Annotated in this window: 22 protein-coding genes; 11 read left to right on the top strand and 11 right to left on the bottom strand. The window is 45.2% G+C overall.

The annotated features are described in order from the left end of the window. Positions 1–5: 5 nt before the first annotated feature. Both IEV61_RS10365 and IEV61_RS10360 read left to right on the top strand, forming a co-directional pair. Positions 6–1406 (top strand): TolC family protein, encoded by a 1401-nt coding sequence (locus IEV61_RS10365; RefSeq protein WP_188416343.1) that lies wholly within the window; start codon positions 6–8, stop codon positions 1404–1406. Between the two features lie 160 nt (positions 1407–1566). Then, positions 1567–1947: a winged helix-turn-helix transcriptional regulator gene (locus IEV61_RS10360; RefSeq protein ID WP_188416341.1), complete on the top strand. Its 381-nt coding sequence runs from the start codon at positions 1567–1569 to the stop codon at positions 1945–1947. Positions 1948–1965: 18 nt separating this feature from the next. Here the strand turns inward: IEV61_RS10360 and IEV61_RS10355 are convergent, their stop codons facing one another. Next, a complete protein-coding gene (locus tag IEV61_RS10355; RefSeq protein ID WP_188416339.1) occupies positions 1966–2862 on the bottom strand; it encodes an MBL fold metallo-hydrolase in 897 nt (298 codons plus the stop codon). A gap of 59 nt (positions 2863–2921) precedes the next feature. Next, the gene (locus IEV61_RS10350; protein ID WP_188416337.1) at positions 2922–3641 is read right to left on the bottom strand and encodes a DUF4397 domain-containing protein; all 720 of its coding nucleotides are present in this window, start codon (positions 3639–3641) and stop codon (positions 2922–2924) included. A gap of 172 nt (positions 3642–3813) precedes the next feature. Here IEV61_RS10350 and IEV61_RS10345 point away from each other — a divergent pair, with 172 nt between their 5' ends. Together IEV61_RS10345 and IEV61_RS10340 are read left to right on the top strand one after the other, a co-directional pair. Then, a complete protein-coding gene (locus tag IEV61_RS10345; protein WP_188416335.1) occupies positions 3814–4023 on the top strand; it encodes a YidH family protein in 210 nt (69 codons plus the stop codon). An 18-nt stretch (positions 4024–4041) separates the two neighbouring features. After that, a complete protein-coding gene (locus IEV61_RS10340) occupies positions 4042–4302 on the top strand; it encodes a hypothetical protein (protein ID WP_188416333.1) in 261 nt (86 codons plus the stop codon). 1297 nt (positions 4303–5599) lie between these two features. Here the strand turns inward: IEV61_RS10340 and IEV61_RS10335 are convergent. Both IEV61_RS10335 and IEV61_RS10330 read right to left on the bottom strand, forming a co-directional pair. Beyond that, entirely contained in the window at positions 5600–7183 is a 1584-nt protein-coding gene (locus IEV61_RS10335; RefSeq protein ID WP_188416331.1) for a TROVE domain-containing protein, read from the bottom strand. Between the two features lie 174 nt (positions 7184–7357). After that, positions 7358–8605, bottom strand: a complete 1248-nt coding sequence (locus IEV61_RS10330) for an MFS transporter (RefSeq protein WP_229747094.1) — start codon at positions 8603–8605, stop codon at positions 7358–7360. Positions 8606–8832: 227 nt separating this feature from the next. Between IEV61_RS10330 and IEV61_RS10325 the strand changes: the two genes are divergently transcribed. Together IEV61_RS10325 and IEV61_RS10320 are read left to right on the top strand one after the other, a co-directional pair. Then, complete coding sequence (locus IEV61_RS10325) at positions 8833–9384, top strand: LemA family protein (protein ID WP_229747093.1); 552 nt, start codon at positions 8833–8835, stop codon at positions 9382–9384. An 11-nt stretch (positions 9385–9395) separates the two neighbouring features. Further along, positions 9396–11336 (top strand): DUF2207 domain-containing protein, encoded by a 1941-nt coding sequence (locus tag IEV61_RS10320; protein ID WP_188416330.1) that lies wholly within the window; start codon positions 9396–9398, stop codon positions 11334–11336. 73 nt (positions 11337–11409) lie between these two features. Here IEV61_RS10320 and IEV61_RS10315 read toward each other — a convergent pair whose 3' ends face one another. The 5 genes from IEV61_RS10315 to IEV61_RS10295 form a co-directional block, all read right to left on the bottom strand. Further along, complete coding sequence (locus IEV61_RS10315; protein ID WP_188416328.1) at positions 11410–12297, bottom strand: bestrophin family protein; 888 nt, start codon at positions 12295–12297, stop codon at positions 11410–11412. Between the two features lie 503 nt (positions 12298–12800). Beyond that, on the bottom strand, positions 12801–13787 hold the full coding sequence (locus IEV61_RS10310) for an aldo/keto reductase (RefSeq protein WP_188416326.1): 987 nt from the start codon (positions 13785–13787) through the stop codon (positions 12801–12803). Positions 13788–13912: 125 nt separating this feature from the next. After that, positions 13913–14377, bottom strand: a complete 465-nt coding sequence (locus IEV61_RS10305; protein ID WP_188416324.1) for an XRE family transcriptional regulator — start codon at positions 14375–14377, stop codon at positions 13913–13915. A 470-nt stretch (positions 14378–14847) separates the two neighbouring features. After that, complete coding sequence (locus IEV61_RS10300) at positions 14848–16065, bottom strand: ParA family protein (RefSeq protein WP_188416322.1); 1218 nt, start codon at positions 16063–16065, stop codon at positions 14848–14850. After that, the gene (locus IEV61_RS10295; protein ID WP_188416320.1) at positions 16058–16594 is read right to left on the bottom strand and encodes a hypothetical protein; all 537 of its coding nucleotides are present in this window, start codon (positions 16592–16594) and stop codon (positions 16058–16060) included. Before IEV61_RS10295 ends, IEV61_RS10300 begins: the two co-directional genes overlap by 8 nt. A gap of 420 nt (positions 16595–17014) precedes the next feature. On the opposite strand from IEV61_RS10295, the gene IEV61_RS10290 reads away from it, so the two are divergent. Together IEV61_RS10290 and IEV61_RS10285 are read left to right on the top strand one after the other, a co-directional pair. Then, positions 17015–17386 (top strand): nuclear transport factor 2 family protein, encoded by a 372-nt coding sequence (locus tag IEV61_RS10290; RefSeq protein ID WP_188416318.1) that lies wholly within the window; start codon positions 17015–17017, stop codon positions 17384–17386. Positions 17387–17488: 102 nt separating this feature from the next. Beyond that, the gene (locus IEV61_RS10285) at positions 17489–17701 is read left to right on the top strand and encodes a hypothetical protein (protein ID WP_188416316.1); all 213 of its coding nucleotides are present in this window, start codon (positions 17489–17491) and stop codon (positions 17699–17701) included. A gap of 8 nt (positions 17702–17709) precedes the next feature. On the opposite strand, the gene IEV61_RS10280 is transcribed toward IEV61_RS10285, so the two are convergent. Continuing rightward, positions 17710–17931, bottom strand: a complete 222-nt coding sequence (locus tag IEV61_RS10280; protein WP_188416314.1) for a hypothetical protein — start codon at positions 17929–17931, stop codon at positions 17710–17712. A 161-nt stretch (positions 17932–18092) separates the two neighbouring features. Here IEV61_RS10280 and IEV61_RS10275 point away from each other — a divergent pair, with 161 nt between their 5' ends. Further along, positions 18093–20357 (top strand): Tex family protein, encoded by a 2265-nt coding sequence (locus tag IEV61_RS10275; protein ID WP_188416313.1) that lies wholly within the window; start codon positions 18093–18095, stop codon positions 20355–20357. A 91-nt stretch (positions 20358–20448) separates the two neighbouring features. On the opposite strand, the gene IEV61_RS10270 is transcribed toward IEV61_RS10275, so the two are convergent. After that, a complete protein-coding gene (locus tag IEV61_RS10270; RefSeq protein WP_188416311.1) occupies positions 20449–20925 on the bottom strand; it encodes an Lrp/AsnC ligand binding domain-containing protein in 477 nt (158 codons plus the stop codon). Positions 20926–21518: 593 nt separating this feature from the next. Here IEV61_RS10270 and IEV61_RS10265 point away from each other — a divergent pair. Beyond that, positions 21519–23246, top strand: coding sequence for a sensor histidine kinase (locus IEV61_RS10265; RefSeq protein ID WP_188416309.1), 1728 nt, complete (start codon positions 21519–21521; stop codon positions 23244–23246). 121 nt (positions 23247–23367) lie between these two features. After that, positions 23368–25488, top strand: a complete 2121-nt coding sequence (locus IEV61_RS10260) for a prolyl oligopeptidase family serine peptidase (protein ID WP_188416307.1) — start codon at positions 23368–23370, stop codon at positions 25486–25488. The last annotated feature ends 6 nt before the right edge of the window (positions 25489–25494 follow it).

Here is a 25494-nt window from a genome sequence, read left to right as displayed (position 1 = left end):
TCATCATGAAAAATTACCTTTTTTTCGCAGTACTCTTAGTACTGAGCGCCTGCAAGGTATCTAAAGACGTACAGGTACCCGATCAGCATTTGCCGGTAGCTTACCGCTCGGCTACGGTGACCGATACCACATCCATAGCGCGCTTGCCCTGGAAAAGTTTCTTTACCGAAACCACCCTGCAAAATCTCATCGATAGCGCCATAACCCGCAATAACGATTTGCAGATAGCGGTTAAAAACATACAATCGGCACGGTTAACGTTAAGCCAAGCTAAGTTAGGAAACATTCCTACCGTTGGCTTAAACGTTACAGCAACCACTAACCGCCCAAGCGATAACAGTTTGAACGGCTTAAGCCTCAACCAGTTTTTGGGCAGCAAGCATATTGAGGATTATACCGCAGCGGCCAACGTTTCGTGGGAAGCCGATATTTGGGGCAAGATCCGTAGTCGTAAGGCATCGGCCCTGGCTTCGTACCTGCAAACCGAAGAAGCCCGTAAAGCCGTACAAACGCAAATTGTAGCCGATGTATCTTCGGGTTACTATAACCTGCTGATGCTGGATGCCCAGTTAGGCATTGCCCGCAAAAACTTAAAACTGAACGATAGTACGCTGCGTATTATCCGCCTGCAATTTGATGCCGGGCAGGTAACCTCCTTAGCTGTACAGCAAGCCGAAGCACAACAATTGGCCGCGGCCCGCCTCATCCCACAATTTGAGCAGGATATTACCATACAGGAAAATGCCATTAGCATACTGGCCGGTAAACTGCCGGATGCCGTGGTGCGTAACATCACCTTAGATAATGTGCCGGTGTCGGCAACCTTATCGGCCGGATTGCCTTCTACCCTGCTAAGCCTGCGTCCTGATGTGCGCAGCGCCGAACTGGCCGTAGAACGTGCCAATGCCGATGTAGGCGTAACTAAAGCCAGTATGTATCCTACGTTAACTATTACGGCGCAAGGCGGTGTAAACTCGTTCAGGGCAAGTAACTGGTTTAACATTCCTGCTTCCTTATTTGGAACTGTGGCTGGTGGTTTAACCCAGCCATTGTTTCAACGGGGCCAGCTAAAAACTCAATACAACCTGGCCAAAGTAGAACGCGAAAGAACCGTTATTCAATTTCGTCAGCAAGTATTAGTAGCAGTTGGCGAAGTATCTGACGCGCTGGTGCGTATAGATAAACTAAGCCAGCAACAGAGCATTGCAGCCAATCGTGCCAAAACGCTACGCCAGGCTACCGGTAATGCAGGCCTGTTATTTAAAAATGGTTTAGCTAACTATTTAGAAGTAATTACCGCACAAAGCAACGTATTGCAAAGCGAACTGGAATTAGCCAGTATTAAAAAAGCACAGTTAGATGCCACTGTAGAGCTTTACCGCTCAGTTGGCGGCGGCTGGAGATAATAGGTGATTGTGATTGTAGGATGAGGGGCTCCGGGAAACCGGAGTCCCTTTTTTGTTGAGCAAGTTTTAAAAAGTGGTGACTAATTTGGTAGGCTAGCTGTTTACATTTGCTATCTAAAAGATACCAACATCCGGATCGGATACTTAAAACATATTCATAATGATTAATCAAGACAGACATAAACACAACAGCCAAGTGTGCATGGCCAGCGTTACGGCCGTGCGCGATGCCTTGTATGTATTAAACGGTAAATGGAAATTACCGCTGATACTTACGCTCTCTGAAGGGCCGTTACGGTTTAAGGATGTTCAGCGTGCGCTGGGCAATATTACGCCAAAGGTCTTATCGAAAGAATTAAAAGATTTGGAGCTGAATGAGTTTGTAAAGCGCAATGTTTTTAACACTACGCCAGTAACTATTACATACGAATTAATGCCTTACAGCCTATCGCTCGACCCGGTTTTGCAAGAACTACGCAATTGGGGCATGCAGCATCGGGAGCGCATTGTGAACAGTCGAAAGCAGCCGGTTGAGGCATAAGGTCCGTTTCCAACAAGATTAAACGCTTAATTCATCATAAGCGGCGGTAAGGCTGCGTACAATGCCATCGCCCTGCCATTCGGTTACGCCGGGTATGCTGGTGGCGGTTAAAACGTCGGCTTTGGTTTTACCGGCTTTAATTTGAGAAGTCACAAAATCAACCAGGCGTTCCATGTAGTTCTGCATGGCTTTCAAATCGTCCATGGTACCCACTACCTTTTCCGGGTCAAAGGCATGGCCGAAAACAAACTGGGTATCTTTGTTAAACTGCTTTTGTGCCTTTTGCAACGTAGTTATCCACTCTTTTACCGATGCTCCCCCAGCGCGGTCTACAAAGGGATAGCGGCGGTTGAAAACCAGATCGCCAGTGTGTACCACATTAGCATGCTCAAAATGGATCATGCTATCGCCATTGGTATGGCCTGCGCCAAAATAGTAAGCTTTAATATTTTCGTCGCCTACTTTAGTTTTCCAATCGGTAGTAAAAGTGATATCGGGGAATAAATTTTTTTCAACGCTATTTTGCGCTTGCGCCACTTTTTGCTGGTTAGCCAGCGAGTTAGCATGTGCGGCTACGTGTTTAGCTATGCCTTTAAACGAGATATTACCACCGGTATGATCGCCGTGGTGGTGAGTATTAATTAACCACTCGAAAGGCTTGTCCGACTGTTTTTTTAACTCGGCTATCAAATGCTCGGCCGGTGCCGGGAACTCGGCATCTACCACCGCAATGCCTTCTTTATTAACCAGCCAGGCTATGGTGCCACCCTGCTCGGCAAATATGCCTACATTGTTTCGCAGCGGTTTAAACTTAAAAGATGGCTGTGCCATCCAGGCGGCGAAACTTTTGTTGCCCGTAAGCGCCAATGCGCTGGCTGATAATAAACTGTTGGTAATAAATTTGCGGCGTTGCATAATGCAGGGTTTATGCCAGCAATTTATTAAAAACTAAATAAGAAAACGATAGCCTGTTATTAATAATAATAGGCGTTGGTTTGTATACCTGCTGTAAGCTTGTTAGCATCGGTAGCGGTGGTAACTCCACGCAGCCATACGGTGTAAACAGAGTCATTCTTCAGGTTTACATTGGTAATGGAAGTAAGCACAGTGCTTGTTCCGGCCTGCACAATATCAAGCGTGTAAGTAGTGTTACCCGCTACAGCCACAAAGCCCGAAACGCCTTTATAAGCTTTTGATGTAGCCAGGGTTGCGCCACCACGTATTACCAGGTTTACCGCAGGCGTACCGGCGCTTACATTAACCAGCCTGATAGATGCTTTGCCGGTAGCAGGCCTTACCAGGGTATCTTTAACCACCAGTATTTCGGGCTGTGCCGTTGTGCCGGTTAAATAAGTGGTGTAAAACTTATCGGCTGCCAATGTAGCTGTATCCGATTTTATTTGCTGGCGTGTACCCGAAGTGTAATAGGTAAATGTCCTTTTACCGGTGTAAGCCCTTGCGTAATCCTGCCCGTTACCGTAGTTGATGGAGTAAGTATTGGCTATGTTCTGATCAAAATACACATCTACCGGCTGCGAGCCGGGTAAGGCATTTACAATAGATACTAACGCTGCTGGCGGTGCTACGTAAGTATCGTTGTTGTCTTTTAAACAGGAGGAAAATGACAGGGCTATCAGGCAGGCAAGCCCTAAAATACCGGCTTTGGCTTTTACAAATTGTTGAACTTTTTTCATGGTGTAAAATTTTTAGTATTATAGATATCCATACGTAAGTGCTAACTAAAACGCTACTACCGGTTAAAGAAATTAACTAAATATTTTTATTTTGGTTGATTGGGAAGTCTCGGACACCATTAAAAAAACAATTTAACAATAACGTTGCTTGTTATCATCAAACCTTTACAACATGAAGATCCTCGGAATTGTATTCATCATTTTAGGCGCCGTCATGCTGGTATGGACCGGCTTTACTTACACTAAAAAGGAAAAAATTGTGGATGCGGGCCCTATCCAAATTTCGGCCGACCGCGAAAAATCGGTTAACTGGCCGCCCTATGCGGGTGGTATACTACTGATAGGCGGCATAGCACTGGTAGCGCTCGATAAAAGAAAATAACCAGTAGATCAATTAGTTATGAGCAATAATAACACTATAGGATTTTCGTACAAAGTAGAAAACGTAACCCTGCAAACCATAGACGATACCCTGCGCACCACCACCAGCTTTGTAACCAAAGACATTATTGAAGAGATCAACCAAAAACTGAAAATCCAGAACTTTAAAGTAGACGAAGCCTCGCTCCGGTCGAAGTATACCGACGATCAGTTGTACATTGAGGGCTTTGCCGTAGAGATCAAAGAACCTAAAAGTATGGGCTTTATGACGGGCAGATAAGTACCTTTTTCTTCAGCATTTTACCATAAAACTTCATATTTCTTCATTTTTCTACAAAAAATGAAATTTATAGTTAACTGCTCGCAACGTATTTTGAAAGATAACCCAGGTGAAGTAAACTTTAATCTTTGCCCCATTTGTAATAAGCTTGCCCTCAAGCCACAAGCAAAGCAGTGCCGGTAGTATGGTTACGATTGGCATTGATTGGAAATTTATTGATAAATATAAATGAAGGAGCAACAACCGGCAGGTGCGTATTGGGACTCGAACCCGGATTCATGTATTACTACATGTTTTCAACCAGCGAAGTATCACCCGCCTACGGCATCTTTCATTTGTATTTGAAAAAGGGCAAAAAGCAATGGGTGTGTTTTTTTCTGAATTACTTGTGAAATTAATCACTGGCTGGATTTGAACCAACGACCTTCCGCCAGCGGCGGATGTTCTAACCGATGTAACACCTGTTTACGGCACCTTTTTATATTTAAAGAAGAGCAATATTCAACCAGCATTTATATAAAGCTTGACAGGCGAAGTAACGCTGATCTACGGCATCTTCTTTATTTCTTAAGGGCGATGAGCAATATGCGCAGAGCCAAAAGGCTAACTGCTCTACCAACTGAGCTACAATGGATTGCTCCAAAGACCGGGATCGAACCGGCGACACGAAGTAGCGCATATCTACGGCACCTTAATATTTTAGTTTATTTTAAAAAGGGTAACAGGCTATAAGTGAAATACACCTTGCGGTGTTCCTGCTCTAACCAACTGAGCTACACTGGCCAAAACCAATGGCCGGAATCGAACCGGCGACCTGGGCGGTGGATGCGAAGTAACACTTATTAACGACACCTTTTTTAAAGAGGGGCAACTATCTCAAAGTTACTTTACCCTGCGTTTTATTTAAACTACCCTACGGGGCCGGATTGAACCGGCATTTCAGACCTGAAACGAAGCAATACTTTAATACGGCACCCTCTTATTTCAATTTCTTTAAAAAAGAAGGGTAAAAAGCAATAAGCCAATCTGCGCTGTGCTCTATCCCGTTGAGCTACCCTTGCGGGGGCGGATTCGAACCGCCAACCTCAGCGTCCAATCGAAGTAAGACTTATTTACGACACCTTCTTTGTGATAAGGAGCAACAGGCGAACGCGGGACGGGGGCTCGCTTGTGAGGACTCGAACCTCCAGCATAACTTGCGCTACACTGCCCACCCCCTTCATGAGCGAAGTAACCCGTTTCTACGGCATCCTTATTTTTTTAAAAGTATGGGGCGTTAGCTTCCCCATACTTGGTTTTACAGTTCTATGTTATTGATAGCATCCAAAGCCGAGCCTCCGTTTTCCAAAGCAGCTAACACTTCGAAAACTTTATCGCTCCAGCCGGCCACCAGGTGAACATCGTTGCGTAATATTTGCAATGGCGCTTGTCCGTAACCTTTCAGGTCGAACAGGTAGAGCTTTGCATTTGGCGATACCTCTCCCTTGTAGCGCAACCATAAGGTTTGGATATGGTCGGCTGTATTATTGCTGTTCCATAACTGGGCATCGGTAAATAGAAACACCTTGTCCATTTGTACCTTACGCTGCAATATATCCTGAATAACCAGGTAGCCATTGGTGCTGTAACCCACCTCGCCCTCGCGGCGATAAAACGCCTGAACGTTACCTAAGATATTATTACGCGGTACCGTTATCGTTCTCCAGATATCGCCAAACATACCTACCTCCACATTTTTACAACGCGATTGCAGCAGCATGGCCAGCATCAAGCCTACATCGTATAGTAAGATCTTACTCTTAGCCGATACCGGTGTTTGCATCGATCCTGAAACGTCGCACGCTAACAGCACACGGGTTTCATGACCGAAGCCTTTTATATTGGTAGCGCTTGCCTGTACTGCTTTTTCCAAAGCATCCAGCAACTCGCCGGTGTAACCTTTGTTTTGACCGTGCACTAAAGCGGTTAGCTTTTTAACCAAGCTTTGGGCAGGAACTTTGGTAACTACCGGATTCATTAACTCGCGGTAAGCCGCCAGATAACGGAATGGGAACTGCTTTGCCTTTGCTACTTCAGCGGCATCGGCTAAACGGGCACATACTTTTTCAAAGTGCGCATAGCTTACGCCGGCTTCCTGTATGTTTCGCAGGTTACGTAGCAGGGCCATGTAGCCCAGTTTGCCGCTATCTATCAGTTCTTCCCACTTAGCGCGGAATGCTGTGGCCTTAGCCTCGTCACTGTCAAAATTAAGCTGACCTAAAGCCGACAGCTCAGTTTCCCAGGTGTAAGGCATTTGCAGGTTGCCGTTCACAATTTTGTTGAACAGTAGTTGCTGCAATTCGTCTTTTGCTTTTGGGTGAACCAAAAACAAGGCATCGCGCAGTTTAATGGCACCATCGCGATTGTATTTGCCAAACTGGTACTCGTCGAACCGGTTAAAGGCTGTGCTCAAACCTTTTTGTAATTGCTTGCTCAGGCGGTTAAGCTTTTTAGTGCCGGTACGCTTGTTCAGCGTTTCATAGCAGGCCAGCAGCTCGGTGATCTCATCGGCGCGGTTAATTACGCCATCTGTAACGCGGGCTACCAAATTATCGCCGGAGTGCAGCGCAGCCAGTTCGGTAACTAATACCAGCGGTACCGAACGCATGTACATTTTGGTACGGGCATATACAGCCAGCTTACCCACAAACTCAGGTTTGCATTCGTATATCAGTTTGCGCAAACGTACTAAACGCGCTTCGTCTTTTTCATAAAAGGAATCGTTTAAGCTCCAGGTAACTACGGCAGTATACAATTCCATTTCTGGGGATAGCCTAAATGCTTTGGCACCTGCGTGGTTAATGGTCTGGTTTCTTGATTTGCTTAACAGGTTGAATTTCATGGTGAACCTCCTTTTTTCTTTATGTTGATACAAAGAAATAGGGCTCCTGCGCAGTGTATTTGCGCAGTGAAAAATTTTTTAATTTTTTTTCACAAGTAGAAGTTTTATTCAACAAACTACAAATAAGCAGCTACAATGATGAATACCGCATAAACTAATCAGGCAAAGCTTAAATTACTGGTCATCACCCTGATCACAAGCTGTGCGCAGGGTGCGGTAATAGTAAACCCATATGGCTACAGAAATAACGGCAAAGCTGCCCAGCACTATAAAGGCCGAATGATAGCCTGTGCTTTGCGCCAGCCATCCCCCTATAGCCGGACTAAGTGCTGCACCTATTCCCTGCACCGTCATTACCGCGCCCTGGCCTACGTTAATGCGGCCCGTGCCGTTTAAAATGTGGGCCACCAGTCCCGGTACGGCCACGCTTTGCAGCCCGGCGCCAATTCCGTCTAAGGCTTGCACGGGGTATAAGCCTAAATGGTAGTTCATGCTGGCGGCAATAATACCGCGCAGGGGCAACGCTAAAAACGACAATAGCAGCACTAACCAATACCCGTTCTTATCTACCATACGCATGGCTATAAGCGATGCACCTATCATTACCAGTTGTGCTATTACAATGGTCATGGCTACAAATATTTCGGCACTGCCGGTGCCCTTTGTGGCGGCGCCTAAGCCGTAAAGGGGCAGCATGGCGCCGTTGCCCAAATGGAAACAGGCCAGTGCCGCAGCAAGTAGCAGCAGTGGTTTACATTCGAGCAATGCTTTAAAGCTGCTGGCGTTGCTTGTGGTGTCATCATCTTTCATTCCGCGCGAGGCACGGTCGTCAATAGCCGAAGAGGGGATCATGCTTACCGAGATGATGGAAAAGACCCCGAAAAGTGCAGAAAGATAAAATATAGCGGGCATCCCAAACTTCATTCCCAAAAAGCCCGATAAGCCTGCACCCACCAAATTGCCGGCATGGTTCCAGGCCTGGTTTCGTCCGTTTTGCCGATTAAAGCCTTTTTGCCCAACCATGCCCAGCGTTATGCCCATTACGGCCGGTACGATGGCTGCGCCCGCAATGGCCGTTGCCACCTGCGATATGCCCACCACCCAAAACTGCTGTGAAAACAAGATAACGGCCGAGGCCAGCACGGTACATATGCCGGGGATGATTACATATAGCTTCTTGCGTTTGGTTTGATCTATAAGTGCACCTGCCGGCACGGTAACCAGCACACCGGCAATGCCGCCAAGTGTCATTACCGTACCTATGGCTCCGCTTTTCCACTGGTGTGCAAGCAAAAAAATGCCTAAGAACGGGCCTATACCGGCCTGCATATCGGCCATAAAAAAATTTAAAGCCTCAAGCGGGCGTTTAAAATCTTTACCAGGAACTTTAACAGGGTTATCGGCTATGTTTAACATCGGCATATCGTCAAAACACTTATAACCCGTTTTAACTTAAATTGTTAGCTTGCAGCTTTACAACCATTTGGAGTTGTGCAATAAACTGTATGCGTTATGTTGTTTGGTGTTTTTATGATCATTAGCACCCAAACAAGCCCCGGTAAAACAGGGAGTTGTAAAACAAAAATGGTTTAAACAGGTTGAAATAAGATATTTAACCTGTTCAATCACCTTATATTCACTTCGTTGCCATGATCATTATTATCATTCTTGTTATTGCCGTATTGGTGTTTGTTGTAGGCATGTCGCTTTACAACGGTTTGGTTAAAAAGCGGAATATGATGCAGGAGGCCTGGAGCGGTATTGATGTGTTCCTGAAAAAACGGTACGACCTTATCCCTAACCTGGTCAATACCGTTAAAGGCTATGCCAGCCACGAAAAGCAACTGCTGGAACAGGTAACCACTTTGCGCACGCAGGCCATGCAATCGGGCAGTGTGGAGCAAAAGATCAGTGCCGAAAAAGAATTGGGCCCGGCTTTAGGCAGACTCATGGTATCGGTAGAAGCCTATCCAGATTTAAAAGCCAACCAAAACTTCCGCGATTTGCAAGCGCAGCTTACCACCATTGAAACCGAACTGGAAATGGCCCGTCGCTATTACAACGGCACCGTGAGAGAAAATAACATTGCGGTAGAAAGCTTTCCAGGTAACATCGTAGCCGGTTCGTTTAAGTTCGAAAAAGGCACGTTCTTCGAGATTGATAATGCACAACAGCGCGAAACCCCTAACGTTTCCTTTTAAAACCTTGTCTCATGATGCGTAAATTTTTATGGTTACTATGCAGTATAGTTAGCCTTAGTGCCGCCGCGCAAGATACCGGCCATATTAACCAAGGGTTGATAGCCCAGGAACCGCAGTACACCGAGCGCATTATTAACTTTGCCTCGGACATACGGATAGACAGCAGCGGACTGGTTACCGTAACCGAACACATTAAAATATATGCCAATAACGATAAATTTGTACACGGCCTGCTGCGCTTTATCCCCATGTACCGTTCCGATATTTACGGAAGCCACAAAAAGGTGGACTTTGAAATTGTAGCCGTAGAAAAGAACGGCCAGCCTGAAGAGTACAAAGCCGAGAAAGATGGCGACAACCGCAAGATATACATAGGCAGCGGTTCTACCACGCTGGAACCCGGCACTTACACTTACGATATTACTTACCGTAGCCGCGGCCACGTTGGCTTTTTTGATACTTACGATGAGTTGTACTGGAACGTAACGGGCAACGAGTGGGATTTTGAGATAGAAAAGGCTTCGGCCACTATTCACTTCCCGGTGGGTGCACAACTGGGTAACACCTCGTGTTATACCGGCCCGGCGGGTTCTAAAAATCAGGCGTGCAGCCATGTGGTCAATAACGATCAGTCGGTTACGTTTACGGCCAACGGCAGCCTGCAGCCCAGTGAGGGGTTCACGGTGGCGGCCGCCTTTACGCCCTTTATTATTAAGCGCCCCGGCATGGCCGAACGCCTGTTGAACGAGTATAGCAGTATAACGGCGGGTATAGCTTTAATTGGCTTTTTTGCCCTGCTGTATTACCTGCTATGGCGCAAGTATGGCCGCGACCCTGAAATGCCGGTAGTAGTGCCTACTTTTCATGTGCCCAACAACTGGTCGCCCGCGGTGCTGCGTTACTTTTATAAAAAGTATTATGATGATAAAGCTACGGCTGCCGCCCTTATTAATATGGGGGTGAAGCGGGCTATCAAAATTACCTCGCCCGAAGCGGAGCGCAAGGCCTACCAGTTTGACAAGCTAAATGCCGATACCGGCAACCTGGCCGCAGAAGAGCAGGCGCTGTTTGAGCAATTGTTAGGCAAGCGCGACTCTATTAAAACCACTGAAACCAATGCCGAAACCTTTGTAAAAGCACGACGTAAGTTTGAGGCGAGCATTAAGTCGCAGCTTAAAATTTCCGACTATTACAAAAAGAACCTCGGCCTTGCCATTTGGACAAGCGTTCTCAGTTTTATAGGGCTGGTGGCGTACCTCATCATCGTGGGCGATCCTCATTACATTGCCTTCTTTTTCATGTTGCCCTTTATAGCCATTGGCATAAGTTTGCTCGTAGGGAGCTTTAAAAAGTTTAAAAAAGCAGCCATTGGTGCAGGTATCTTGATGCTTATTTTTGGAGGGCTGGCTACCGTAATGCCGCTCATCGTAGCCATAGTGGTGCTTAAGTCGGCATCGTTTGTAAGTATTGTGGTGATGGGCGTTATGGTAGCGTTGTACATGGTTTTCATCCTCAGTATTACAGCATATACACAAGCCGGTATTCAAATTCAAAGCCAGGTTGAAGGCTTTAAACTTTACCTGAACACGGCCGAAGAGCATAGGCTTAACCTGCTTAACCCGCCCGAGCTTACCCCACAGGTATTTGAAAAGTTTTTACCCTACGCCATCGCCTTAGACCTGGAAAACGCCTGGGGACAAAAATTTGAAGAGATACTGCGTGAAAGTGATTACGAACCCGATTGGTACAACGGCGATAAAATACCTTACCGCACCTTTGCCACCAGTATGCCCAGTACCTTTTACAGCTCGGTTAGCGTATCGCCAACACCTAAAGATACGTCTTCGGGTTCCTCCTCAGGCTCGTCCGGAAGTTCGAGCTGGAGCAGTGGCAGCAGCGGTGGAGGTTCGTCTGGCGGTGGCGGCGGCGGAGGAGGCGGCGGCGGCTGGTAGCCGCTTGCCACGTTTAAGCCGCGACTTGATACAATATTTGAGCACAGGAAGCGTATTTCTGTGCTTTTTTTTATTACATGATGAAGTATGACACAGGCGGCTCTATCTGGTTAACCGGCGGTTCGCCTACAATTTCCATCAGGGTGTTTTCAATGGTTTTGGCTAACTGCGTCATCGGGGTATCGGTAGGGCGGTTCTCAAACGGATCCTGCATCAGGATGGCGGTTTGCTCAATGGCAATAAACAGCGCGGGGATGATGATAGTTAATGAGATCTCTACCAGTTTGCTTTGATCTTCGAGACCGAAGGGTAGCAGGGTCATGAGTACGTAGATCAAAAAGTGGATTAACACGCTGTATGCCCGCGGGAACACCGTATTCTTGATCCGCTCACATTTCCCCATCGAATCGCACAGGCGGGCCAGCGTGGCATCTATCTGTACCTGTTTGTTGGGGTCGAGCTTAAACTGCTCGGTGGCGGCGGCCAGCGCATCAGAGTGATGGTTAATGATCATGTTGGGCTTGTTGCCGCTATCGGTGCCGCTTTTGGCAAAATACGACGTTACCTTATCGCTATGGTCTAACTTACGCAACGATTCGCCCAGGGCAAAGCACCATACGCCCTGACGGCGGGCAAACTCTTTGGCTACGGCCAGTCCTTCGGCAGTTTGAGGCATAAACAGTTTTACCTGGCGCACCAGCGTGCGGCTATCGTTCACAATAGCGCCCCACACCACCCGGGCTTCCCACCACCGCTCGTACGATTGCGAAGTGCGGAACGCCAGCAGGAGCGACAATACCGTACCCGCAAATGAGGTTAACGCCAGCGGAATGGAAACCTGGCTCAAAATGCCATAATGGTCAAACGAGCCGGCCAGCAGCGCGTAACAAATAATAGCCAGCATATCCCACCTAACGGTGCGGAGAAAGTATATGATCGAAATTCTTTTCTTTATAAGCATAGTAGTAAAACCTAACACGTAAATGGTTTTACTGTTCGGTTACAGCAAAAATAATGGAATTGTGCAGGTTATAGCCTTGCCCATAAAATATTGTGGTGGAAGGTTAGTAAAACTGTGGCAGGTTCGGCGCCATTACATTCAATTTATCATTATATCGCTTTTTAGTATAGAAGGATGATTCCTACAGTCCAAAGAAATTTTACAATGATAAAAGCCAGGATTGCTGCCAGTACCTTTCCAATGGTAGAAGATAAAAACTCTTTTTGGGGCGGGGGTGGCATCCGGTTAACATAGAACCTGTGAAAAAGCAGGTAAATTATGGCAGCCGGAACTACATAGGCTATAAAGGGTATGAAAACGCTGTAATATAAAGAGGTAAGCATAGTTAAACCTACAACGTACATACCCCCTTAGTGTTCGGCTAATGATGAAATGATGGTTAGACTAATACGAATTTGAACCATGACCGCAGTGCTTTAAGCCATACGGTCATGGTGAATTACTTAGCTGCGGTCTACCTGTTTCAATTGTGCTTCGCTGTAGCGGTTGCCGGTGTTGGGGTATCGGGCCAGCAGTTCGTCTATGCTTTTGAGGTCGGCAGCGGTTAACTCAACGTCTACACTGCCGGCGTTGTCTTCCAAATACTTGCGCCTTTTGGTGCCGGGGATAGGGATAATATGCTCCCCCTGTGCCAGTACCCAGGCCAGGGCCAGTTGCGATGGCGTACATTGCTTTTGCGCGGCCAGTTGGGCAAAACCTGCGGTAAGCTTGCTATTATTATCCTGGTACTCCTGCTGGTAGCGGGGCAGGCCTTTTCTAAAATCGCCCTCTTTAAGCTCGTCAATGTTTAGCGTATTGGTTACCAGTCCGCGCGCCAGCGGACTAAACGGCACAAAGCTAATGCCCAGCTCTTTACACAGCGGCAATACGTTTTGCTCGGGCTCGCGGGTAAGCAGCGAGTACTCGCTCTGCAAGGCGCTGATGGGGTGCACTGCATGTGCCTTTTTAACCGAATTGGCCGATGCTTCTGACAAACCCAGGAAACGCACCTTGCCTTCGGTAACCAATTGGGCCATGGCGCCCACCATTTCTTCTACGGGTATGTTTGGGTCAATGCGGTGAGCGTAGTACAGGTCTATCACGTCTACGTTCAGGCGTTTAAGGCTGGCTTCTACGGCGGTTTTCATATAAGCGGGCGAGCCGTTGAACACCATGCCCTTGCCATCGGTACCCTGGGTAAAACCAAATTTAGTGGCAATGAATACCTTGTTGCGGTTTTGGGTGAGTACTTTGGAGATCAGTTCTTCGTTCTTACCGTTGCCGTACACATCGGCCGTATCCCAAAAGTTAACGCCTAAATCGAGCGCGCGGTGCAGGGTAGCCACCGATTCCTCATCATTAGGCTCGCCATAGGCATGGCTCATACTCATACACCCCAAACCCACGGCCGAAAGTTCCACACCGGTACTGCCCAATATTCTATATTTCATGTCTGTTTATATTTTTAATGTTGCCGTTTAATAATAGCTTTATAAGCTACAAACGGGGATGGTGAGGGTTTGAGGATGTGTGCAAAGAATTTGTGACGGGATGGTTACTCACGGGAGTTAGCATATTACCTGTTAAAATAATAATAGAACAAGGCTTTAACTATCTGGCTCATGGGCCTTAACCCATTTATCCAAGCAGAAAGGTCGGTGCGGTCAATGCCGGTGTCAAAAGCGATCTGCTTAATTCTTATTTCTTTCTCCAGCATTTTTTTGTTGATCCAGTCGGGCGTAACCGTAGCCGCCGGCGATTCGAGATATTCGGTAGGCTGCACCTCCAGCTTAACGGATGAGGGCAGGAAGTTATCGAACACTTCATGCGTGCGTTTAACAAGTGTTTTTAAATTGGCATATTTACCGGAGCTGGTTTTTCCCTGCTCGGTTGCAACGGTTAGCACGTTATCTTCAACCGAAAGTATGTTAAACTCAATAGCAGACTGCTTTTTGTGCACCAATGCGCCTGCATCCAGTTTGGTTATTGCAGTTTCGTCGATAATGTTTTGCAATTTTTCAATATTTAAAATAGTACTCATGCTGATGTTTCAAGGAGAGGATTTGCACGCTCCTATTAGTTAAAGAAACTTTAGCCGGTTTGTTTGGATAATGTGAGATGACAAGCCGATTTAGCCGTTTGGCTGATGCACGCCTGTGGCTTGTGCCATATTAATTCAGTATTGTTATTCAATATGCAAGTATTGTGCGGCTTAGATAAGCACACGCCACAGGCGTGCGCCAGCACTGGGGAAGGATAACAACATAGCTCCTATAGCTAGCGCACGCCTGTTGCGTGTGATATATTAACCCATTGCTGTTATCTATACTTAAGTAAGATTGTTAAGGCTTAAGCAAGCACACGCAACAGGCGTGCGCCAGCAGTGGGGAATTTGGGGCATTCAACTTGGAGTAGTTTTAGTAGACTGCGTTATAAGCAGATTAGTCAGTATTCGGAAATTACAATCTACTCAAATGAGATTGATACGATAGCACAAGCTTACAAAGCATGTCAAGATGTTCTATTTGCTTTTATTAATGCCTCTATACTTCCAGAACGCAAACTTTCCAACTTGTCAAGGCGACTAATCATCGAGTTCATATGTGAAGAAATTTTTTCATCATCTAATTCATTTTTGCTAGCTCGAAATTCTAAACTTTTTGATATTATAGAGATTATCAAGCCTATTAAAGCGGTGGTCACCATTCCTAGAACTATTACTCTTTCCGTTGTATCAAATTTGGTAAGGAATTTAGTTGCGAAAGTAACAGCTGTTCCAAAAGCTACTACAACTATAGCCATATTAGAAATATTTGAAAACATACTTTTTCTATAGCTTAACTTTTGAGCTTCTAACTTCTGTTTTTGAAGCATTTCTAAATTAGTTTTCAAATCATTTATTTGTATATCAATTGGCTCCCTCAAAGATGCAGACTTTTCGGATAGCCAGCTGCTAACTTCTTTTTCGATTTCGTCACCTAGTAATCCACGCATTGTTTGTACTATAGATAGTGTGAAATCATTTCCGTTTTCCATATCCAAAGCCAACTTTTTCTTAGCGTACGACCTCACAACGTCAGCGTCCCAAGGTACAGGACTTAAATATTTTGCAACTTCTAAAAATGAACTAAATGACTGAACAAAATCAGGCAACATTTTATTGAGCAGTATCCAAGTTCGTCCATAATTTAAATCTTCTCTAAATAAAGCCTTTAATCTCTCAATCCCAGCTGCTGAAAGTGGGTCATATTCACTAACGATAATAACTTGATCTGAAATATTTCTGCTCATAGAAACAGCAGCAAAATTGTCTGAACCCGCTTGTGCATCTAAAAAGATATAATCAGCATACTTACTATAGATATGAATTAAATTTTTTAGAGTACTTCGAAACTGTTCGAGATTAGCGGCCTCGGTATTGGTGAATCTAAAAGCCGCTGGAAGAAATAATACACCATTGGGTAATGTAACTAATCCAATGTAATCAGGACTGTGTTTTGTTGCATCAAACTCGAAGGTCCCCAAAGGTTGTTTGCTTTTACCAATAAATACTTCTTCGGTTAAAAGCACCTCCTTAAGATACATAAGCGTTAGACCATTTGTAGAAGCGTCAGTATCTATAACTATTACTTTCTTTCCTAAGGCGGTTAAGAATGATGCAAAAGTAGCTGTTAAAATCGTTTTACCAGCTCCCCCTTTAGCACTAGCCATACAAATAGTTTTAGCCATTTTGACCTCCATCTATCCAACTATGAGCATTTTGTGTATTATTTTTAATTTCAATTTGCGCTATTGTAGCATCGTCAAACCCTGAGATCTTGCCGATTATTTTTATATATATTGGCATAACAGTTGTTAGATCGTTTCCGCACAACTGAGCTAATGTAGTTAGGCCGTTTATTTGCATTCTTAATTCTTGAAGCTGATTTTGTTTATGAATAGTGGTTTCTATTTGACGCTTAAGAAAACTGCCGTTCCCACAAGGATCTGATATAAAAGCCAAATATGTAGTACGAAAGTTAAGCATTAAGCTTTCATTCTCATCACTCAACCGGTAAAGTATATTGGATACTTTAGTTTGATAATCAACAGATATCTTTGCAGCAGCTAATTTTTCTGCTTTAATATCTGAATCAATCTTTGACTTTGCATCACGAATAGCTAAAGGGAAAGCTTCATTTATGTCTTTATATATTGTACGCGTAGTGCCGTCTGGACATTTAAAGGTATAGCTTTTCGCACCAGGCCACCACTTCATAATATTAAACATGTTTAATTTAATTAGTTTAGGGCTTAAATATAAATAGTTAATAGTAATTAATATCTCTCGTTGGTTACTTAGTTTAAAATACTATAAAAACTAGTACTAAATAATTTTATAATAGTGCCGGCGCTTCGGAAAAGTTCTATATAATCAATGTCAGATTTTATTTAATCATGTATTATTAATCATCGACAAGCTCTTTGAAACTTCCAGATTCTCTATCTTTATAATACTTGCTGATATTATATTGTGCGAGGTCGTCGTTATTGCATAATTAACTATAAGAAAAAGAACTATTGCGGTAAATCAAAAAAACTGCCAGCACATGACATTCGTCACCTCCATTTAATGATAAAAAGCAACCCTAACTTCCTTAAAGGCTGCTACATTTGAAGGAAACACAACACAAAGAAAATGGAAACTACACCAAAGCTTTTAGAAGATAGTTTACTGGTTATTTGGAACGACAGGGATGCGGCAAGGCGGTTGGCGGCTATGGAAAATGTGTATGCGGCCAACATGGTGTTTTACGAGTCGAACGATGGTGCGGCCATTACGGGTTACCAGGCCATTAACGATTTGATTACTACCCTGCAGTCGCAATGGGCACCCGAGTTCAGGTTTGAGCTGAGCCACCCGGCGCAGGTAAACCACCAGGTGCAGCACATTTCATGGACGCTGGGTTTACCGGGGCAACCACCCGTGGCATCGGGCATGGATATTGCCGTTATCGAAGACAGCAAAATTAAATTGCTCCATCTTTTTCTCGACGCGGCCGGCAAGTAACAATACAGCTGAGCCAACCGCTGTTTGGTGTAAACGCGACAATTTGCAGGCCTAAACTGCAATGTTCTTTGTTTTGTGTTAAAAGCTGCCTATATTTAGTTCATGAATAACAAGTTAAGCCTGCGCCAAAAGCTCATTGTCCCTTTCCTCATTTTTACGGGGATGATTGTGGTAGGTATACGCAGTATGTATAAAGGCATGCTGCTGCACCAAAACTGGCGTGTGGCCCTGGCCGCGCTGGGCGTGGTGTGTTTTACTACCCTGTTATGCTTTTTGGTGGTTACGGTATTTAAGCAGGAAAAGCAAAAGGCTTAAACTAAGCATTAGCTAAATGCCTCGCGGTAGGCAACCATAATGGCCAGCCGGGTGGTGCGGTCTAGATCAAAATCTTCGGGCATATCGGGCCGTTGAGGTATATCGTTCTTAAACTCAATAGGAAAGAGCGCTATAAAGCCCGACAGGTCTATCTCGTACTGGATCCATTCCGTTTGGTTATAGATCTCGGCCAGCTTTAATTCAAATAATCTTAATTGGTGCGAATCCATACCCCCTAACCCCCAAAGGGGGAATTAATTAATACATCAAAGATAATAACGGCGTAGTATACTTCGGCAATGTGTAGCTTACCGAAAAAAAATTTCATCCTCCCCCTTCAGGGGGTTGAGGGGTTTTCCTTAATTTCGCCCCCTGCAAAAGCATAGTGTACATGATAGATCATCATATTAAAATAGCCCAGGAACTGGCTGTGGCCTCTAAACAAGTAGCCGCTACCGTTAGCCTGTTAGATGAAGGCGCTACCGTTCCCTTTATTTCCCGTTACCGTAAAGAACTCACCGGTAGTTTGGATGAGGTGCAAATTACCAGCATCCGCGACCGCATACAGCAACTGCGCGATCTGGATAAGCGCCGCGAGGCCATCCTGAAATCAATGACCGATATGGGCAAGCTTACGCCCGAATTGCAGCAGCAAATTAACGAGGCCGAAACCATGGTGAACCTCGAAGATATTTACCTGCCTTACCGCCCCAAACGTACCACCCGTGCCACCAAAGCCCGCGAAAAAGGGTTGCAACCACTGGCCGATCTTATTTTTACGCAAAACAAGGTAGACCTTTCTGCCGAGGCTGAAAAATACCTGGATGCCGAAAAAGGGGTGAACAGCGCCGAAGAAGCCCTGGCCGGTGCCCGCGATATAATAGCCGAAACCATAAGCGAAAATGCCGAGATCCGTGCGCAACTGCGCGACATGTTTATTAATAAAGGCACCTTTCAATCTAAAGTGGCACCGGGTAAAGAAGAAGCTGGTATTAAATATAAAGACTATTTCGATTGGACCGAGCCCGTTAAAACTGCCCCTTCTCACCGCATACTGGCCATGCGTCGTGGCGAAAAAGAAGAGATATTATACCTCGACATACTACCACCCGAGGATGACGCCATTGCCTTGTTAGACCGCACTTTTGTAACGTCTAACAATTCAACCAGCAATCAAATTCGTTTGGCCATAGCCGATGGCTATAAGCGCCTGCTCAAACCATCCATGGAAACCGAAGCCCGCTTGCTCACCAAAAAGAAAGCCGACGAAGAAGCCATCCGCGTGTTTGCGGAAAATGCCCGCCAGTTATTGCTGGCTGCACCGCTGGGACAAAAACGGGTAATGGCCATTGACCCTGGTTTCCGCACCGGCTGTAAAGTGGTTTGTTTGGATGAACAAGGCAAGCTGTTAGAATATACCGCTATTTTTCCGCATACCGGCGCAGGGCAGGCACGCGAGGCAGAAAAAACAGTGAAACATTTATTTGAAACCTATAAGATAGAGGCTATTGCTATTGGCAACGGTACCGCCGGCCGCGAAACCGAAACCTTTATCCGTAACCTACAATTACCAGGCGTTACCATTGTGATGGTGAACGAGAGCGGCGCGTCTATCTATTCTGCATCCGAAGTAGCCCGCGAGGAGTTCCCCGATAAAGATGTGACCGTGCGTGGTGCGGTGTCTATTGGTCGCCGTTTGATGGACCCATTGGCCGAATTGGTGAAGATAGACCCAAAATCAATAGGAGTAGGCCAGTACCAGCATGATGTGGATCAGAATAAGCTGCAAACTTCTTTAGATGATACGGTAATCAGTTGCGTAAACGCCGTTGGTGTGGAGTTAAACACCGCATCTAAGCAAGTATTAGCATATGTATCTGGCTTAGGGCCGCAACTGGCACAAAACATTGTAGATTACCGCAACCAAAACGGAGCCTTTAAACGCCGTGAGCAGTTAAAGAAAGTGCCGCGCCTGGGCGATAAAGCCTTTGAGCAGGCGGCAGGTTTCTTGCGCATCCAGGGTTCCGACAACCCTTTAGAGGCCAGCGGTGTGCACCCCGAGCGTTATAGCTTGGTAGAGCAAATAGCCAAAGACAGCAATGCCACCATCCGCGATTTGATGACCAACGACAAGCTGCGCAAGAGCATCCCGTTGCAAAAATACACGTCGGACAAAGTGGGCTTGCCTACCCTAAACGATATTATGGCCGAGCTGGCCAAACCCGGCCGCGATCCGCGCGAACAGTTTGAAGCCTTTAGCTTTACCGAAGGTGTGAACGAAATCAAAGACTTAAAGGTAGGTATGAAGTTACCGGGCATCGTCACCAATATTACGGCTTTTGGTGCCTTTGTTGATATTGGCGTTCACCAGGATGGTTTGGTGCATTTAAGCCAAATTACCAACCGGTTTATCAAAGACCCTAACGAAGTGCTGAAAGTACACCAGCACGTAGAGGTAACCGTTACCGAGGTTGATGCCAGCCGTAAGCGTATCTCGTTAAGTATGAAGGGTGAAGAAAAGGAAAGAAGCAATAACAACCCGGTTCGTAAACCGCAGCCATCGGCATCAGGCAATCAAACGCCTAACCGCAATAAGAGAGAGCCCGAAACCGATATGCAGAGTAAACTGGCAGCGTTAAAGGCGAAGTTTAAGTAAAAACCCCTCCCCAGCCCTCCCCGGAAGGGAGGGAGCCCAAATCAAAGTCCTCCCTCCCGGGGAGGATTTAGGTGGGGCTTCTTATGCTTTATTAATCTAAACTGATCTGGCGTTTAATAGATTCTTCCAGTGAAATGAAAGTCTCGGTACGTTGTATGCCCGGCACGCTTTGGATGTGCTCGTTCAGCACTTCGCGCAGGTGGTTAGTGTCATGACATACAATTTTGGCAAAAATACTGTAGCTGCCTGTGGTGTAATGTAACTCCACTATTTCGTTAACGGTCTTCAGTTTTTCAACTGCTGCGTTATACTGTGAACCTTTTTCTAAGAATATGCCTAGGAATGCAGTAACGTCAAAACCCAGTTTTTGCGGGTTTACTTCTAAACTTGCACCTTTTATCACACCCATCTCTTCCAGCTTCTTCATTCTCACGTGAATGGTACCGCCCGATACAATAAGGTCTTTTGCAATCTCGGTATATGGCGTGGTAGCGTTTTTCATTAAAATAGACAAAATTTGGATATCCAAATTATCAATTTCTAAATTTTGGGCTTTTCTGTGCGGCATAAATTTGTATTTATATATTTATACACAAGGATAATTAAAATTTGAATAAAAATGCAAATATTTTGTTGAAATATTTGCAAGAAAACGACTTAGCCTTTATGTTTGTAATAAGCAAATGAGAAAATTGCTTGTCGTTCTTTTTAAAAAAAACAATGTTGGGTGGTGAAACTTTGGCAGACACACCTCCTTGTCCCGGTGGCGGAGATCATAGGAAATTGGCTTCGGCTAACTAACTACTCTGTGGAGGTTCGAATCCTTCCCCAACAGCTCTTCTCATAATTTAGGTTTATAATTGGTTAGTAAAAGTCCCCCTGCCCATCAGGGGGCTTTGCTTTTTACAGGGTTTTTATTTTTCTACCTTTACATTTACATAATTTTTAAGCGCTTAAATTCCTGCTTATATGCCGATTCATATTTCTTTAAATGCTATTAATGTGCATTGAGCACCATATGATAAGATAATCAGCTTGAATAGGGGTAAACACAGGGCTTTTTAAGCGCCACTCAAGTTGGTTGTAAGCTTATATGGGGATAATACATTGTTGTACACATTAATTAGTTGTACATTGTAGGTATCTTATTTGCAGTTCCTGATGATACCTAACCTACGCTCGCTTAACATCCCTCTTTTTAGGTGGTGGATAAGTTACAGTAACCATATACTGAGTTATTATAAGCTTGATACCCCGGTAGACGTTAAAGATACCTGCTACTGGCGCGAAAAAATATTTACCACTTTTACCATCTACCTTCTTCCTGTAAGTTTAATAGCACTCATACCCAGCGTTCTGATTTCCGTTATAGAAAAAAAGTATGGCATTGCCATTTTTGATATTACTGCCGAACTTGTTATAGCAGGAGTAATATTTAACAGGTTTGTGAAGGTTTTTTATAAAAAGGCGTTTATTGTAGGTGTACTTTATGCGCTTGCAATTTTTCTTATCGCTGCGCTGGGTGTTTTTGAACCAGGCATTATTTATCTGCTTACCCTTACGGTACTTACTTCGTTAATTTTTCCTCACAAAGCGGCGCTGTGGTCGGTGGCGGCAAATACACTTATATGTATAGCATTTGGTGTTATTATTCATTATGAGCTGTTTAATTCGCCGCTTATAGCACAATATAATTCGGGTGCTTGGGCGGCTTTCTCATCAAACCTTGTGTTTTTAAGTTATATTCTTGCCATACTCATTAATCGCCTTATTAACGGGCTTGATGCTACCATTAACAGGCTTGCCATGAGCGAGGCCCGGCAGCGCAGTATATTTGAATCGCAAACTAATTATGTGATCCGTACTGACTTGAAAGGCCTCTTTAGCTATGTGAACGATAAGTTTAAAAAGGACTTAGCCTGGGTTTATGGTGATGAATTTTTAATAGGCCAAAACAGCATGCTGAGCATAGCCGATTATCATTACCAAAGGGTATACGATGTGGTCAACCAGTGTAAAAGCCACAAAAATGAAGTATTTCAGTTAGAAGTTGATCGGCCAGTTAGTAACGACCGGATGATCACCACCTACTGGGACTGTGTTTGCCTGACCGACGAGAAAGGCGAAGCTACCGAAATACAATGTGTTGGCGTAGATATAACCGACCGCATTAAAAGCGAGCAGGAATTAAAGCGCCTGGCCGATGATTTGTATAAGCGTAACCGCGAACTACAAACCTTTAGCTATGTGGTATCGCACAACCTGCGGCTGCCTGTAGCCAACATAGCCGGGCTGGTTAGTTTACTTGAGATGGATAAGGACGATCCGGAAACCTTCGACGAAAGTTTGCTAAAGCTCAGGGCTTCTACCAATAGCCTCGATAACGTGATCACCGACTTGAGTAAGATTGTTTCCATCGGCGATTCGGCCATTGAGCTTACCCGCGAATGTATAGACATTGTACAGGTAATTGCCTCTGTAGAGGCCGATCTGGCTCCTGTTATTGAACATTCAGGGACTACCATCAAATATATAGATAAGCCCTTTCGTATTCTATCGCACAAGGCATACATGTACAGCATTTTTTATAACCTGGTATATAATGCCATAAAGTATAAGGGCAATAAGGCGCCGGAGATCAGCATTAATATTATTACCAACGCACAATCGGCTATTATTACCGTGACCGATAATGGTGTGGGCATTGACCTGGATAAGCACCTCGACGATCTGTTTAAACCCTACAAAAAATTTAGCTCCGAAATATCAGGGAAGGGCCTGGGGCTGTTCCTGGTTAAAAACCACGTAGAGGCACTCAATGGCATTATACTGGTAGAAAGCGAGTTAGGTTTAGGCACCACTTTCTCTATTATACTGCCTACCAATTAGGTGGCTGACTGATAAAATAGCTTTGCGAGGCTGACGGGCCTATTGTTTTTTGTGCTGAAAGTCATTTACTTAGCTAAAACTTATACCATAAACCGCAACCCGGCCGTTAAAACAACAAACCATGAAAAAAATCAGCTGTTTAATGCTTCCGGCTGCTTTACTTTGCAGCTTTTGCTACGCACAATCTATGAATACATCTCCTGTAAAATACCCGCAAACTAAAAAAGGCGAGGTAACCGATACATATTTTAACACTGTAGTGCCCGATCCTTACCGCTGGCTGGAAGATGACCAGGCTGCCGATACCAAAGCTTGGGTTGTAGAACAAAACAAGGTAACCCAAGGCTACCTGTCGCAAATACCTTACCGCGATGCCATCCGCAAACGGCTGGAAACGCTATGGAACTATGAAAAATACAGCGCCCCTTTTAAAGAAGGGAGCTACACTTATTTTTATAAGAACGATGGCTTGCAAAGCCAGTCGGTGTTGTACCGCCAAACAGCAGGCGGCCAGCCCGAGGTGTTCTTAGACCCCAACAAGTTCAGTAAAGACGGTACGACCTCACTGGCCGGCATCAGTTTTACGCAAGATGGTAGTTTGGCTGCTTACCAGCTCTCTACCGGCGGTTCTGACTGGACCAATGCCGTAATTATTAAAGCCTCGGATAAAAGCGTGGTGGGCGATACACTGAAAGATATTAAGTTCTCTGGCATTGCCTGGAAAGGTAACGAGGGCTTTTATTACAGCAGTTACGATAAGCCTAAAGATGGCAGCCAGCTTTCGGGCATGACACAGTACCACAAGCTGTACTATCATCAGTTGGGCACGCCACAAAGCCAGGACAAGCTTATTTTTGGCGGCGAACAAACACCACGTCGTTACATAGGTGCTTATTTAACAGAGGATGAACGCTACCTGGTTATTACCGCCGCCAATTCTACCACCGGCAACGAGTTGTACTTTCAGGATTTGAGCAAGCCGGAAAGTGCCATTGTTAATATTGTGAACAACATGGATAATGTACATTCCATTGTTGATAACGTGGGCAGCAAACTCTACATCTACACCAACCTGTATGCGCCCACCTATAAACTGGTTACCGTTGATGCAGGCAACCCGCAGCCGGGTAACTGGAAAGACCTGATAGCGCGCTCAGAAAATGTGCTGGAGGTATCTACCGCAGGAGTCAAACTGTTTGCCCATTACCTGAAAGACGCTACCACGCTTATACAGCAATACGATATGAACGGAAAGCTGGAACATGCGGTGGCTTTACCATCGGTAGGTACGGCATCGGGTTTTAGCGCTAAAAAGAATGAAACGGAAATTTATTATTCGTTCACTTCTTACACGTATCCATCAACCATTTTTAAATACGATTTAGGTAGCGGCAAATCAGAGGTGTACAAAAAATCGGGGGTGCAGTTTAATCCCGAATTGTTCGAAAGCAAGCAGGTATTTTATAAATCTAAAGATGGTACGAAAGTGCCCATGATCATCACCTACAAAAAAGGTACGGTGCTTAACGGGCGTAATCCTACTTTGCTGTATGCTTATGGAGGGTTTGGCGTGAGTTTAACCCCGGCTTTTAGTACCTCTAATATTGTGTTGTTAGAGCAAGGTGGTATTTATGCCGTAGCCAATTTGCGCGGTGGTGGCGAATACGGCGAAACCTGGCATAAAGCAGGCACCAAACTGCGCAAGCAAAACGTGTTCGACGATTTTATTGCGGCTGCCGAGTACCTCATCAAAAGTAAATACACGTCTAAAGACTTTTTGGCCATTGCCGGCGGCTCTAACGGTGGATTGCTGGTAGGTGCTACCATGACCCAGCGCCCCGATCTATGTAAGGTAGCTTTCCCGGCTGTTGGGGTGATGGATATGCTGCGCTACAACAAGTTTACTGCAGGCGCTGGGTGGGCTTATGACTATGGTACCGCCGAAGACAGCGAAGGCATGTTCACTTACTTATACCATTACTCGCCTTACCATGCCCTTAAACCGGCCAGTTACCCGGCTACCATGGTTACCACCGCCGATCATGACGACCGTGTGGTGCCGGCACACTCCTTTAAGTTTGCCGCCCGTTTGCAGGAATATCAAAAAGGTACAGCCCCGGTACTCATCCGCATTGAAACCAATGCCGGCCACGGCGCAGGCCGCTCCACCGCACAAGTTATTGGACAGGAAACTGATAAATGGGCTTTTATGTTATTTAATATGGGGGTTGGGTATAAATAAGCTAAC

It is taken from the genome of Mucilaginibacter galii (assembly GCF_014635825.1).
GTDB classification, from domain to species: domain Bacteria; phylum Bacteroidota; class Bacteroidia; order Sphingobacteriales; family Sphingobacteriaceae; genus Mucilaginibacter; species Mucilaginibacter galii.
This window is presented reverse-complemented; position numbering and strand designations above follow the sequence as displayed.